This is a genomic window from Porphyromonas gingivalis ATCC 33277 (assembly GCF_000010505.1).
Classification (GTDB): domain Bacteria; phylum Bacteroidota; class Bacteroidia; order Bacteroidales; family Porphyromonadaceae; genus Porphyromonas; species Porphyromonas gingivalis.
Genome location: NC_010729.1, coordinates 176,044 through 188,040, shown reverse-complemented (window position 1 = coordinate 188,040; position 11,997 = coordinate 176,044). Strand labels below are relative to the sequence as shown.

Here is an 11,997-nt window from a genome sequence, read left to right as displayed (position 1 = left end):
GCTACTGTACTCGCAGTTTTATACGGAGAATCACGTATTTTCTCTACGTATTAATACGTGTTTTTGGGGTTTTGCAGGCGTTTTTATGGGCGAACGAAACTTATTTTTTTTGTGGATGTCGGATTGCTCGTTTTTTTAGTTTCGCCTTTTTGTCTCTGCAAGGTGATATCGAGAGATGCTTCCGGTTCGAGAAAATAGAGAATCGACAAACGAAAAAAACATGGCTCCGGAAGTTTTTCGTTTTGGCGCGAGAATGAAAAAAAACTCGCGCCAAAACAGAAAAAAAGTCGCGCGTGTTTTGCCGAAAAACGGAACCGCAATTTCTGCTTTTTCGGTGCGTTTTTTGTGAGAGATTTCTTCTCCGATGAAAATCGTCGGCTTACGTTTTTGCTATCTTTGCCATCCAATAAGTTTAATTCATATAGATTATGGCTGCATGGTTCGAATGCAAGGTCACGTATGAGAAGGTGGCCGATAATGGAATGCCTAAGAAGGTGGTGGAAAGCTACTTGGTAGATGCCGATTCTTTCACATTGGCAGAGGCCAAGATGATAGAGGAGATCACCCCTTTCGTCAGTATGGGAGAGTTCAACATCAGTAATATTCGCAAGGTAAACTATGCCGAACTCTTCCTGAACGAGGACGACAAATGCGATCGCTACTATCGTTGCAAGGTGCTATACGTGACGATAGATGAGAAGAACGGGGTGGAGAAAAAGACGCCGGCGTTCATGCTTGTCAAGTCGGACAGCTTGCCCAATGCGGTGGCCGAACTGGAAAAGCAGATGGGCAAGGGATTGGCCGACTATGAGATAGCATCAGTAGCGGAGACTGCACTGATGGATGTTTTCCAATACGTGCCGGCACAATGACGCACATTGCCGAACGGTTAGTCCCCATTCTCCGCTCATTGCCACAGGGTGTGCGTCTGGCGGCTGTTTCCAAGTTCCATCCCGTGGAAGAACTCATGGAGGCTTATGAGGCCGGTCAAAGAGTTTTCGCCGAGAGTCGGGTACAGGAACTGATGAGCAAAGTGGAAGCGATGCCTGATGATGTGGAGTGGCATTTCATTGGGCCCCTACAGACAAACAAGGTGAAGTACATCGTCCCTTTCATCTCGATGATCCAGAGCGTATCCTCTCTGAAGTTGTTCGACGAGATCAGCCGTCAGGCGTCGAAAGTAGGGCGTACCGTGCCGGTTTTATTGGAAGTGCATATCGCATCGGAGGATACCAAAAGCGGCTTTACGCCGGAGGAATTGCCACAAGTTTTGGAGGCTGTTTTGGCACGCGGCTCCGATACCGGAGTCAAGATTGCCGGTCTGATGGGGATGGCTACATTCACGGACGACAGGGAGCAGATTCGCAGAGAATTTCGCCGGTTGGCATCGCTGTTCAGAGAGATGAAAGAGCGCTTCTTCTCCGATTCTGCTGATTTTTGTGAGCTTTCGATGGGGATGAGCGGCGATTTCGAGCTGGCCATCGAAGAAGGAAGCACCATCGTTCGTATCGGAACTACGATCTTCGGCGAACGACGCTATTGAAAGAGGGAATGGGTTTTGCTCCGGAATGGGAAGAGCCGGAGCCATGCTCTCGTACGTTACTACCGGTATCGGTACTAAACAGTCTCGGATGTTTGCCGTCGCGACCGGCAAATGGATTCGATGCAGTTTCCTATATCTAAATTCTCTTTTATGACTATTCCGCTAAAGGTATTCTCGATCAATGAGCTTGCAGGATACTTGGGGGGTAAAATGAATACGCTTGGAGACCGGGTCTTGCTGTGCAATGACAAGCGATCCCTCCCGGCTGCAGCTGTGGCTACGCCGTTCCTGTTCGAATCCATGCTCTTTTCTGTTTGTACGCGTGGCTATGCGCGACTTTTGATCGATTCGAGGGAGATCGAGGTGAAGGAGGGCGAGCTATTGGTAGTCATGCCTCGCAAGACGATAGAAGTGATAGAATCCTCTTGCTTTCGTGCCTTTCATTTATGTCTGGACAAGGAGATTCTTGCTTTATCGGCGATCAGGATCAGCGGTTTTATCTCTATCATCAATAAGCTACACAGCAACGAACCGTTCCGTCCGGAACGCATGGAGAAAGATTTTCTGACGGCAACGCTGGATCTCATCCGCAACGCCCTGCAAAACGGGGGGCGTCATCAGGAAGAAATTGTCATCTATCTGATCAGCTCTCTCTTTCTCTTTCTTGACGATATGATTGCCGACGAGGTCGAGAAGGACTGCAAGTACACCAGGTCGGAGACTATTTGCCGCGACTTTCTGCTCCTCGTCTCCGAGCATCACAAAGAGCAGCATACGGTCAAGTTCTATGCAGACAGGCTATGCCTCAGCTCCAAACATTTGGCACTGACGATAAAGACCGTCATGGGACAGTCTGCCTCCAAAGTCATCAACAGCTTCATCATCCAGCAGGCCAAGTCCTTGCTGCGCTATACGGATAAGACGGTCCAGGAGATCGGCTATGAGCTGAACTTCTCCACCCAGTCGTTTTTCGGCAAGTATTTCAAGCAGCACACCGGTATGAGTCCGGGCGAATATCGCAGTCAGGAAGCTCGAAATAGACAGTCCGAAGAGAGCTGACGTGCGACTATCTGATGATATTGGAGGGGAATTGGTTAGTCGATAATCCGGAAAAGAACACGGGGCTGTACCCGGATAGTTCCTTCGGTACAGCCCCGTGAGGGAGTAATGAAAGATCCGATCGGATCTCGTACAAGTCTTATGCGTTTACCTTAGCCATGTAGGCGATGAGATCGAGTACTTTGTTGGAGTATCCGATTTCGTTGTCGTACCATGAAACGATCTTCACAAAGGTATCCGTAAGTGCGATACCGGCCTTGGCATCGAATACGGAAGTACGGGTTTCGCCGATGAAGTCGGAGGAAACCACTTCTTCGTCCGTGTAGCCCAAAATGCCTTTGAGTTCTCCTTCCGAAGCTTTCTTCATGGCAGCACAAATATCTTCGTATTTAGCCGGTTTCGCCAACTGGCATGTCAGGTCTACTACCGATACGTCCAGTGTCGGCACACGGAATGACATACCCGTCAGTTTGCCGTTCAGTTCGGGGATCACCTTGCCTACTGCTTTGGCTGCACCGGTGGAAGAGGGGATGATATTGCCGCCTGCTGCTCTACCGCCGCGCCAGTCTTTTGCAGAGGGGCCGTCCACTGTCTTCTGCGTAGCTGTGGTGGCATGTACCGTGGTCATGAGACCTCCTACCATGCCCCAGTTGTCATTCAGTACCTTGGCAATGGGTGCCAGACAGTTGGTGGTACAAGAAGCGTTGGAAACGATCTTCGTGCCTTTTACGTACTTATCCGTATTCACTCCGCATACGAACATAGGCGTGTCGTCTTTAGAGGGAGCCGACATAACTACATACTTGGCACCGGCAGCAAGGTGTGCTTCGGATTTTTCTTTCGTGAGGAAAAGACCGGTGGATTCCACTACGTATTCCACTCCGACTTGATCCCATTTCAGATCGGCAGGGTTCTTCTCAGCTGTAACTCGAATGGCTTTCCCGTTTACTATCAGCTGACCATCTTTGACTTCGACTGTCCCATTGAAACGACCGTGTACACTGTCGTACTTGAGCATGTACGCCATATATTCCACATCGATCAGGTCGTTGATGGCTACAATTTCAATGTCGCTTCTGTTTTGTGTTTGTGCAGCGCGGAATACCAAGCGGCCGATACGGCCAAAGCCGTTAATACCTACTTTCGTCATAACTAAGTGCTTATATTTTAATGTTAACCATTATTGTTTTGTCCGGAATACTTTGTTTTTCCCCCGAAAAGGATCCGCAGAGATTCTTCCCGATAGACAGCGTTCCAATGACCTTGCTGCAAAAGTAAGGAAGATAATCCACAAACGGCTGATTTTCTTGCACAAAAACATTTTTTTTGCACCACAAAGCTACTCCATTCTCGGACATTCGTAAGCAAGCCGTATCGTCTGTTGATCGTTCGCTATTCCTTGATGAGATTTCTTTCCTTGAGCTGAATGCCATTCTCGGAAAGTCTCTTCATGGTCTCGGGCCCACGGATAGAGAGCAAAGAAGTTTATCCTCTTGACTTTTTACTCCTGATCGTTTTCCTCTCTACGCTCTCAGACAATATCGTGCTAAGCTTATTTTGGATGGAGCATCATCAGGTTTATATGTGTGTTAACACTTCAAATGCGATTGCTCTGGCCGTAAAGCATGCTCTGAACGAGCTTTTATTATCTTTGCGCACCGGCCGTATCCAAAGCCATAGTCCGATGGCTGTGCGATCTTGGAAGCCGGAAGGAAAAAACCGCCACCGTTTTGTTTAGCTCACCACATAATGCAAACTAAATCTGCTTCAGGACGTTCTGCGATTCTCCTCATATATACGGGGGGGACAATTGGTATGATTGAGAATCCGGAGACGAAAGTATTAGAAGCTTTCGACTTCAAATATCTGGAAACCAATGTGCCGGAACTGAAAAATTTCGGTTTCAAAATCGACTCCATCCAGTTTGATCCTCCCATCGACTCGGCCGCTATCTCTCCGGATTTGTGGGTAAGGCTGGCCGACACCATTCGGGAGAATTACCGGGCCTACGACGGTTTTGTCATCCTACACGGCACTGATACGATGGCCTACACGGCCTCTGCTCTAAGCTTTATGCTGGATGATCTGCAGAAACCCGTAATCTTGACAGGGTCACAGCTGCCTATCGGTACCCTTCGTACGGATGGCAAAGAAAACCTCATCACCGCTATCGAAATTGCTGCAGCCAAACAAAACGGCTATGCCCGCGTACCGGAAGTTTGTATTTTCTTCGACAACTATCTGATGCGTGGCAATCGTACATCGAAAGTCAGTGCAGACCAGTTCGACGCCTTTGCTTCATACAACTTTTCACCCTTGGCCTATGCCGGTATCGACATTCGATACGAGGATGCTCTGATAGCAGACCGAGGGGCCGATGCCGCCCTCAGTGTCCAGACGGAAATGGACAGAAACGTTGTGATCCTGAAAATATTCCCCGGCATCACACGAGAAGTAGTGGAGAGTATTCTCGGCATCCCCTCACTGAAGGGTGTAGTCTTGGAGACATACGGTAGTGGCAATGCCCCCATGGAGCCGTGGTTCCTGAATGCTCTGGAGAAGGCCGTTCAGCGTGGAATCGTCATCGTCAATGTTACCCAATGCGTATCGGGCTATGTGGATATGCATCGATACGAAACGGGGCATCAACTCGAAAACATCGGACTTATCAGCGGTTATGACAGTACGACGGAGTGTGCCATCATCAAGCTCATGTATCTGTTCGGGCGTGGCTATACACCCGAGCGTGTAAAAGCAGAGATGAAACGCTCTCTAAAAGGAGAAATAAGCGTGGGCGAAGGGTACGAAAACAACAAATGCCGATGCTGATCTTTTTCAGTCGGACAGTCGGGGCAAAGAGCAAAGGAGAACGGAAAGCAAGATGATCAAATTCATGAGTATCGCCAGTGGCAGTAGTGGCAACTGCTACTATCTCTCCAATGGCAATCAGGCACTGCTTATCGACGCAGGCATTCCATTAAGAAGCATTTCCAAAGCCCTCAAAGATCATCAGCTCCCCATCGAAGGCAATGTCGTAGGTGTATTGGTCACACATGACCATGCCGACCACATTCGGACCATCGGCTGCCTGGGAGAAAAATTCCACCTGCCCGTATTCGCTACGGAAAGAGTACATAACGGTATCAACAGCAGTAGATACATGGATCACCTCCCGCTCCTTTCTCGGCGCAATATCCTTCAGGAAGAAACATTTCGTCTGGCCGGATTCGATATAACGGCCTTTCCCATCCCTCACGATGCCACAGAAAACGTAGGGTACCATATCACGGCTCCGGGCTTCAGCTTCACGCTGTGCACCGATGTCGGACACATCACCGACACCATTTCTCACTATGCTTCCAAAGCCGATTATCTCGTTATGGAAGCCAACTATGACTGTGAGATGCTGCTAAGCGGACCCTATCCGGAGTTTCTGAAAGAGCGAGTATCGGGACCGAACGGACATCTGAGCAATCAAGAAACGGGCGACTTCCTTGCCAGAACGTTCCATCCGGGGATGAAACACGTATGGCTGTGCCACCTGAGCAAGGACAACAATCACCCCGACCTGTGCTGGAAATCCATCGAATATCGCCTGTTCAGTGAGGGGATTCGTGTCGGAAAAGATATGGAACTCACCGTACTCAAGCGTACATCCCCCTCATCTCTATATACTCTTTTAGAGGACTGACCTATAGAGACCCCTCCCCCCTTCTCGCACTTCATATACTGCGGCAAATAAGTACCCTTCCCATAACTGTGATTGTTACAGGAGAAGGGTGACGGATAAGATTATAGAAATTCCTTTTCAGCGTCTCCATCCGAAAGGATGAGAGGCCAGGGGCAAACGTGCAAAGGGGTGGTATTCGCCCTTCAGTCCTACGGGAGAAGCATTGCGAATGTCATGAACGATCTGAATGCTGTTGCGAGCTTCGTCCAAACCGAAACCTTCACCGGCCAAAATCCGCCGATAACTCTCGGTGTGCAGCTCCGTAAACCCTTCACTGAACTCGAATGATTCGCCGTCGATTTCTATCGTACGAAAGGTTCGCTTCTCTCCCTGTACGGCATTCTCGGGCAGAAGCTCTTCATTGATCGAGAGGAAGTAACGCACACGGGCGCGCTCCAATTCCAGATAGCCGGCAGCCCTGTCATGCTCATACACATGTACGACATTGTGTCGGACACTGCCGAAAATCCACGACAGCATGTCGTAGAAATGGACACCGATATTCGTTGCTATACCGCCGCTCTTACGCTCGTCTCCCTTCCAGCTCGTATAGTACCAGTTGCCACGCGAAGTAATATACGTCAGCGTGACATCATAGATCTTGTCGGCCGGTCCGGATTCGATCTTTCTCTTCAGGGCCACGATAGACTCATGGAGTCGCAGTTGAAGAATATTATAGATCCGATGCCCCGTCTCTTGCTCGATCTCCTGCAAAGCGTCTATATTCCAAGGATTGAGCACCAAAGGCTTCTCGCATATCACATCCGCTCCAAGTCGCAGGCCATAGCGACAATGAGCATCGTGCAGATAGTTCGGTGTACAAACGGACACGTGGTCGATAGCCTGATCGGTTCCTCGTAGCTTGGAGTTGTGACGATCGAACAGTTCTTGCTCCGTAAAGAAGGCAGCTTTCGGGAAGTAACTGTCCATGATACCCACACTGTCGAACTTATCCATAGCCGATACCAAGCGGTTGCCTGTATCCTTGATGGCGCGAAGGTGGCGCGGAGCAATATAGCCGGCCACACCGATGATGGCAAAGTTGTGCATTGTCCTGTTCCTCATTATATCCGATCAGAAACATCCTGATCCGGACAAAGGTAAGGAGTAAAGGCGAAAACCATCTCTTTTCTCCTCAGGATTGCTTCCTTCCTCCGAAGGGAATCAAACGGCAAGTACACGTCAGTAAATGATCAATGAAAAACTTTCGAAAAAAAAAGATGCATCGCTTCGGTAAATAATGCTACATTTGCTCCCACTATCGATACACACAATGGGGCTGATCGGCTTTGACAGCGTGATGAAGCGGTATGTAAGCATGTAGTGCGTGGGTGGCTTGCACTATAATCTCAGACATCAAAAGTTTAATTGGCGAAAATAACTACGCTCTCGCTGCGTAATCGAAGAATAGTAGATTAGACGCTTCATCGCCGCCTAAGTGGCAGCGACGAGACATCGCCCGAGCAGCTTTTTCCCGAAGTAGCTCGATGGTGCGGTGCTGACAAATCGGGAACCGCTACAGGATGCTTCCTGCCTGTGGTCAGATCGAACGGAAGATAAGGATCGTGCATTGGGTCGTTTCAGCCTCCGCTCGCTCACGAAAATTCCAACTGAAACTAAACATGTAGAAAGCATATTGATTCCATGTTTGGACGAGGGTTCAATTCCCTCCAGCTCCACCATCCGATCGGGTACAGACAGGCTGAGTGCTTATCTGTACCCGATCGTTTTTTTGTGGTATGTGCCAAGAGAAAGCCACTTTGTTTGTTCCATTTTAATAATCTATCTTTGCAGCCGCTAATACAATAGCGAACGCAAATAATAAATTCAAAAGAATGGCAACAAAAATCAGATTGCAACGACATGGTCGCAAAGGTTATGCCTTTTATAAGATCGTTGTCGCAGACAGCAGGGCGCCACGAGATGGCAAGTTTATTGAAAGGATCGGTTCATACAATCCGAACACGAATCCTGCTACAATAGATTTGAATTTCGAGCGCGCTTTGTATTGGATCGGTGTAGGCGCACAGCCTACCGACACGGCACGTAATATTTTGTCCCGTGAGGGTGTGCTCATGATGAAGCACCTCCTTGGTGGTGTTAAGAAGGGTGCTTTCGATCAAGCTGCAGCAGAAAGCAAGTTCGAGGCTTGGTTGAAGGGCAAAAAAGATGCTCTTAACAACATGAAGGCAAAGGTGAAAGAAGCCGCTGTAGCGGACGATAAGGTTAAGCTCGAAGCAGAGAAGGCCGTAAACAAGGCTCGTGCAGAAGCTGTGGCAGAGAAAAAAGCTGCAGAGGCCAAAGCTAAGGCTGAAGCAGAGGCTGCTGCCGCTGCCGAAGAAGCTACCGAAACGGAAGAAACTCCCATGGAAGCTGCTGCCGAAGAAGCTCCTGCAGCTGAAAGCGCAGAATAATTACTGACGAATTTTCCAAATGACAGAGGGCTGTGACAAAATTCAGTTTTGTCACAGCCCTCTTTTTTTGCTCCTTGCAGTCGGTTAGGCAACCGGCTTCATCTTGGAGACCCTACTTTTTAGCTTTTCGAAGACGTAGAAGCAAATCAGGTTAAGATTGAGGATTGATATGCCTCTCCGAGGTGTTTTTCGCCTTTTGGGCCAATTTGACGCCCGGTTTTTTCGGATTAAAAGCCATAGCCCGAAAGGCAAAGTCCATCTTCACCCACTCCGGTCTCATATGTCTGAAACGTCGATACCCCATGTTCGCCTTAAGTTGCCCAAAGATCGCCTCGGGTTCAATACATCGTCGCTTGCGGTGCACAAGACCTTACTCCGAGTTGAGCCGATCCTTAGCCTGCGCTTTGTAGTTGTTGAGACGATGATTCACTTCGATGATCCTATTAGCCATAGCCTGTCTCTCTGCTAATTCCCGAATCTTTCTATGGATGATATTTTTTCTGACCACAGTACACTTCAGATTCATCGATCCGAACCAAAAACACACGGATTTTGGTTTGAATTTTCTGAAAAAATGGAACGAGATTTTTTTCGTTGTGGCGTGAGAATTTTTTGCTTTCCGCGCCAAAACCAAAAAGTTCCCACGCCATGTTTTTAGGAGTGACGTGTACTGAAAAGCATTGTGCCGAGTAACGCTACAACTTCGGTCGAGGAGTTGCATAGAGTAGCAATAGTGGGGAGAGAGACGCGATTTCCACGCATTCGTTTTTTCTTGCGTTAAATGTCCGTAAATGTCAGATAGAGAGTGTGTTGATGGGAGCAGAAACGGCGTTTCCGGTCTCCTGCATCGCTGCAACGAGCAAGAAACGGCCTACAATCGTGTCTTGCATCCGTGCAGGGAGCAAGAAACAGCCTACAATCATTCCTTAAATCTCTGCGTGCGCTGTCGCCACGGCCGAATGGGTGGTTCTGTGATCGGGATAGATGAAAAACAGGTTTCTTACGGCCAATCGGACGGTGGATGAAAAGGATTCATGCAAAAAGCCAATCGGCCGTCCCCTATCGGCATGAAAAAAGACCCTGCACAGAAGTACAGGGTCTCGTCAATATATATTCGGAAATCCGTTTCGGTCATAATGTATTTTCAATGACCGTTGTCGTCCCATGAGAAAAGCCCTCGACGGCTGTACCTTGGTTGACGGGAAGGGGTATAACGTCGCCAACCTCTGCTGCGAGATCATAGAGCAGTCGCAAGCCATCAGACTCTACAGCATAAGCCTTACCCCCTTTTCAATATAGGTAAAAAGGCTCCATCGGGGTCTCAATGCCTGTCCAATCTTTATGAACCACTTGTATCTCTTGAGCTTGGTATTCGCCTATTTGGATATTCTTCTCGACACGATGGCGGATATACCTGAAATACGAAGGTGAGTCCATACTCGTTTTTTCACTTGTGTGGTAATACCACGTAGTCCCAAGAGGATAAAGCAAGATCGGATCATCCTGCTTATCGCTGTTTTTCTGCCCAAAAAGGACGCATGCGCCGAAGAAAAAAACGCTCATTGCCAATAAGCTTCTTCTGTAAAAATTGTTTTTCATACTGCAATCATTTATTTTCACAAATTCGGAGTCATTAATATCAACCACGGCTAAGATACAGATTTATCAGGGTGCATATTCCCCCTCGCACAAATGCAATAGGAGGGAGATGCAAAGGCATGATGCGACAAGCTCCACACATGAATAAGCGGCTCTACTCGGGACGGACATATCTCTCATACGTGCCGCTTCCCCTTGCAGAGCCGCTTGGTTCAATTTGGAATCAAAGCCATAAGTGGCTCTGATTATTTCAATTAGTTCAAAGGCCCACGGTAAAGTTGAAGCCCACATGGCCGATGTGGTTCATGCGTGGAGAGAGAGCCGAAAGAGGCTTATTTCCATCCAGCCTGAAATTACGATACGGATATAGTAGGTTCAGATACTCATAGCCCAAGCTGAAACCGAGGCGGAAATCATATTTGCTCTTGATGGGCATTTTCCACCAAATAGAACTTTTGAGTCCGATCCCCGGTGAAAAGCCATTGCTCACTGTGGCAACATCTTCGGACTGAAGTACAAGGTCACTGCCTGCTCTTGTGTAGGTGTCGTAGTGGACCTTGCTCTTGGGTATCGGCGAGAAAAGAATATGGGCGTCATTGGCCCATCCCCAATACGCTCCCAGATGCTTGGTATAGGACATCCCCAGACTGATGAGGAAACGGCCGAGAGCTTTTTTGTCAAAAAAGTCTTCTGCGTCTTCGAAGACTATTACCTTTTCAACAATACCAATGATACTTGGAACATTCGTATACATGAGCTTCGGACTTCCGGCCTCTTCCCAGTGTGCTCTTCTTTCATGTATTCCTACCGAAAAATCCAACCCTTCGGGCAGAATGCTGTGGTGTACCCTCATCCGTATGCTCATGTCCATGCCGAAGATATTGCCACCAAAACCATTTCCGGCCGTGGCCGAACTGAAAGTGGTAGCTGCCTCAATGCTCTTGATCTTTAACTTCGATTGGGCATTGGCCGAGAGACCCAAAAACAGGAGTAAAGCACATATCGATCCTGTCAAAGTAGTTTTTTTCATTTCAGTGATTTTTTTGTGTTATCGATTCTAAAAGGGAGCGAAGGTATCAAATTATTAAAAGATTGACGGAGCCGGATTTGGAGGAAAACATTTTTTTTTCTTGCAGTTTTCTCTTTTTCTCGGGTGTGTTTTCCGGATTGTACGAAAGAATACCTACATTTGCCCTCGACAGACCGCTACGGGGGTGCTTGCCGGCAAGAATTGCGATACGGCAGGCTGAGATAATACCCATAGACCTGATCCGGATAATACCGGCGGAGGAATGTAGAATCGAATACACACTATGCGTGCCAGCAGCTTCGGGAGAAGCACCCCATTGTGGACGGTCAACCACATGCGAAAGAACAGATATTATCCCTCAAAAGCACGCAAATGCAAGTTACTATCAACAACCAACCGATCATATGCCTCGAAGGTATGGGACTGGCTACTCTCTTGGAAGCCGAGCGGATCCAAGTGGAGCGCACGGCCATAGCCGTAAACGGAGAAGTCGTACCCCGTGCCTCGTGGGGAGACTTCCGTCTGTCCGAAGGCGATGAGATCCTGATCATCCAAGCCACCTACGGAGGCTGACCGATGTGCCTTCAGCTTCAAGGCGATAGTCTCAAAACAGTAAAAACCC

Annotated in this window: 12 protein-coding genes, 1 other RNA gene, 4 pseudogenes and 1 riboswitch; of the genes and pseudogenes, 11 read left to right on the top strand and 6 right to left on the bottom strand. The window is 48.4% G+C overall.

The window, feature by feature from the left end:
• Nucleotides 1-287: 287 nt before the first annotated feature.
• From PGN_RS12240 to PGN_RS00810, 4 genes and pseudogenes are all read left to right on the top strand, one after another.
• Nucleotides 288-368 (top strand): annotated as a pseudogene (locus tag PGN_RS12240) (hypothetical protein); the annotation flags it as partial.
• 60 nt (nt 369-428) lie between these two features.
• Nucleotides 429-872, top strand: coding sequence for a DUF4494 domain-containing protein (locus PGN_RS00820; protein WP_004584649.1), 444 nt, complete (start codon nt 429-431; stop codon nt 870-872).
• Nucleotides 869-1,543 (top strand): YggS family pyridoxal phosphate-dependent enzyme, encoded by a 675-nt coding sequence (locus tag PGN_RS00815; RefSeq protein WP_012457302.1) that lies wholly within the window; start codon nt 869-871, stop codon nt 1,541-1,543. The genes PGN_RS00820 and PGN_RS00815 overlap by 4 nt, the downstream gene beginning before the upstream one ends.
• Nucleotides 1,544-1,693: 150 nt before the next feature.
• Nucleotides 1,694-2,602, top strand: a complete 909-nt coding sequence (locus tag PGN_RS00810; RefSeq protein WP_230847035.1) for a helix-turn-helix domain-containing protein — start codon at nt 1,694-1,696, stop codon at nt 2,600-2,602.
• A gap of 139 nt (nt 2,603-2,741) precedes the next feature.
• Here PGN_RS00810 and gap read toward each other — a convergent pair whose 3' ends face one another.
• A complete protein-coding gene (gene gap, locus PGN_RS00805) occupies nt 2,742-3,752 on the bottom strand; it encodes a type I glyceraldehyde-3-phosphate dehydrogenase (protein WP_004584653.1) in 1,011 nt (336 codons plus the stop codon).
• Nucleotides 3,753-4,351: 599 nt separating this feature from the next.
• Between gap and PGN_RS00790 the strand changes: the two genes are divergently transcribed.
• Nucleotides 4,352-5,431 (top strand): asparaginase, encoded by a 1,080-nt coding sequence (locus PGN_RS00790; RefSeq protein WP_021663757.1) that lies wholly within the window; start codon nt 4,352-4,354, stop codon nt 5,429-5,431.
• A gap of 52 nt (nt 5,432-5,483) precedes the next feature.
• On the top strand, nt 5,484-6,293 hold the full coding sequence (locus PGN_RS00785; protein ID WP_005873709.1) for an MBL fold metallo-hydrolase: 810 nt from the start codon (nt 5,484-5,486) through the stop codon (nt 6,291-6,293).
• A 117-nt stretch (nt 6,294-6,410) separates the two neighbouring features.
• On the opposite strand, the gene PGN_RS00780 is transcribed toward PGN_RS00785, so the two are convergent.
• Nucleotides 6,411-7,382 carry a Gfo/Idh/MocA family protein gene (locus tag PGN_RS00780; protein WP_012457298.1) on the bottom strand — a complete coding sequence of 324 codons (972 nt, stop codon included), beginning with the start codon at nt 7,380-7,382 and terminating at the stop codon, nt 6,411-6,413.
• A 225-nt stretch (nt 7,383-7,607) separates the two neighbouring features.
• On the opposite strand from PGN_RS00780, the gene ssrA reads away from it, so the two are divergent.
• Both ssrA and PGN_RS00775 read left to right on the top strand, forming a co-directional pair.
• Nucleotides 7,608-8,014, top strand: a transfer-messenger RNA (tmRNA) gene (gene ssrA, locus PGN_RS09990).
• A 153-nt stretch (nt 8,015-8,167) separates the two neighbouring features.
• Nucleotides 8,168-8,746 (top strand): 30S ribosomal protein S16, encoded by a 579-nt coding sequence (locus tag PGN_RS00775; RefSeq protein ID WP_012457297.1) that lies wholly within the window; start codon nt 8,168-8,170, stop codon nt 8,744-8,746.
• Nucleotides 8,747-8,933: 187 nt separating this feature from the next.
• On the opposite strand, the pseudogene PGN_RS10100 reads toward PGN_RS00775, so the two are convergent.
• A pseudogene (locus tag PGN_RS10100) lies at nt 8,934-9,203 on the bottom strand (transposase); the annotation flags it as partial.
• A gap of 120 nt (nt 9,204-9,323) precedes the next feature.
• Nucleotides 9,324-9,374, bottom strand: a pseudogene (locus PGN_RS12235) (DUF1661 domain-containing protein); the annotation flags it as partial.
• A gap of 1 nt (nt 9,375) precedes the next feature.
• Here PGN_RS12235 and PGN_RS12230 point away from each other — a divergent pair.
• Nucleotides 9,376-9,420 (top strand): annotated as a pseudogene (locus PGN_RS12230) (hypothetical protein); the annotation flags it as partial.
• Nucleotides 9,421-9,537: 117 nt separating this feature from the next.
• Nucleotides 9,538-9,771 (top strand): hypothetical protein, encoded by a 234-nt coding sequence (locus PGN_RS10095; RefSeq protein ID WP_012457294.1) that lies wholly within the window; start codon nt 9,538-9,540, stop codon nt 9,769-9,771.
• Nucleotides 9,772-10,036: 265 nt separating this feature from the next.
• Here the strand turns inward: PGN_RS10095 and PGN_RS00770 are convergent, their stop codons facing one another.
• Entirely contained in the window at nt 10,037-10,345 is a 309-nt protein-coding gene (locus tag PGN_RS00770) for a hypothetical protein (protein ID WP_012457293.1), read from the bottom strand.
• 259 nt (nt 10,346-10,604) lie between these two features.
• A complete protein-coding gene (locus PGN_RS00765; protein WP_012457292.1) occupies nt 10,605-11,375 on the bottom strand; it encodes a hypothetical protein in 771 nt (256 codons plus the stop codon).
• Between the two features lie 170 nt (nt 11,376-11,545).
• Nucleotides 11,546-11,656, top strand: a riboswitch (TPP riboswitch).
• 91 nt (nt 11,657-11,747) lie between these two features.
• Here PGN_RS00765 and thiS point away from each other — a divergent pair.
• Nucleotides 11,748-11,948 carry a sulfur carrier protein ThiS gene (thiS, locus tag PGN_RS00755; protein ID WP_039416892.1) on the top strand — a complete coding sequence of 67 codons (201 nt, stop codon included), beginning with the start codon at nt 11,748-11,750 and terminating at the stop codon, nt 11,946-11,948.
• Nucleotides 11,949-11,997 lie beyond the last annotated feature (49 nt).

What these genes read in the sequence shown, in the direction of transcription:
- PGN_RS00775 (WP_012457297.1), top strand. Translation starts at nt 8,168, where the DNA reads ATGGCAACAAAAATCAGATTGCAACGACATGGTCGCAAAGGTTATGCC.
- PGN_RS00770 (WP_012457293.1), bottom strand. Translation starts at nt 10,345, where the DNA reads ATGAAAAACAATTTTTACAGAAGAAGCTTATTGGCAATGAGCGTTTTT.
- PGN_RS00785 (WP_005873709.1), top strand. Translation starts at nt 5,484, where the DNA reads ATGATCAAATTCATGAGTATCGCCAGTGGCAGTAGTGGCAACTGCTAC.
- PGN_RS00765 (WP_012457292.1), bottom strand. Translation starts at nt 11,375, where the DNA reads ATGAAAAAAACTACTTTGACAGGATCGATATGTGCTTTACTCCTGTTT.
- PGN_RS00820 (WP_004584649.1), top strand. Translation starts at nt 429, where the DNA reads ATGGCTGCATGGTTCGAATGCAAGGTCACGTATGAGAAGGTGGCCGAT.
- PGN_RS00790 (WP_021663757.1), top strand. Translation starts at nt 4,352, where the DNA reads ATGCAAACTAAATCTGCTTCAGGACGTTCTGCGATTCTCCTCATATAT.
- PGN_RS10095 (WP_012457294.1), top strand. Translation starts at nt 9,538, where the DNA reads ATGTCAGATAGAGAGTGTGTTGATGGGAGCAGAAACGGCGTTTCCGGT.
- PGN_RS00810 (WP_230847035.1), top strand. Translation starts at nt 1,694, where the DNA reads ATGACTATTCCGCTAAAGGTATTCTCGATCAATGAGCTTGCAGGATAC.
- PGN_RS00815 (WP_012457302.1), top strand. Translation starts at nt 869, where the DNA reads ATGACGCACATTGCCGAACGGTTAGTCCCCATTCTCCGCTCATTGCCA.
- gap (WP_004584653.1), bottom strand. Translation starts at nt 3,752, where the DNA reads ATGACGAAAGTAGGTATTAACGGCTTTGGCCGTATCGGCCGCTTGGTA.
- thiS (WP_039416892.1), top strand. Translation starts at nt 11,748, where the DNA reads ATGCAAGTTACTATCAACAACCAACCGATCATATGCCTCGAAGGTATG.
- PGN_RS00780 (WP_012457298.1), bottom strand. Translation starts at nt 7,382, where the DNA reads ATGCACAACTTTGCCATCATCGGTGTGGCCGGCTATATTGCTCCGCGC.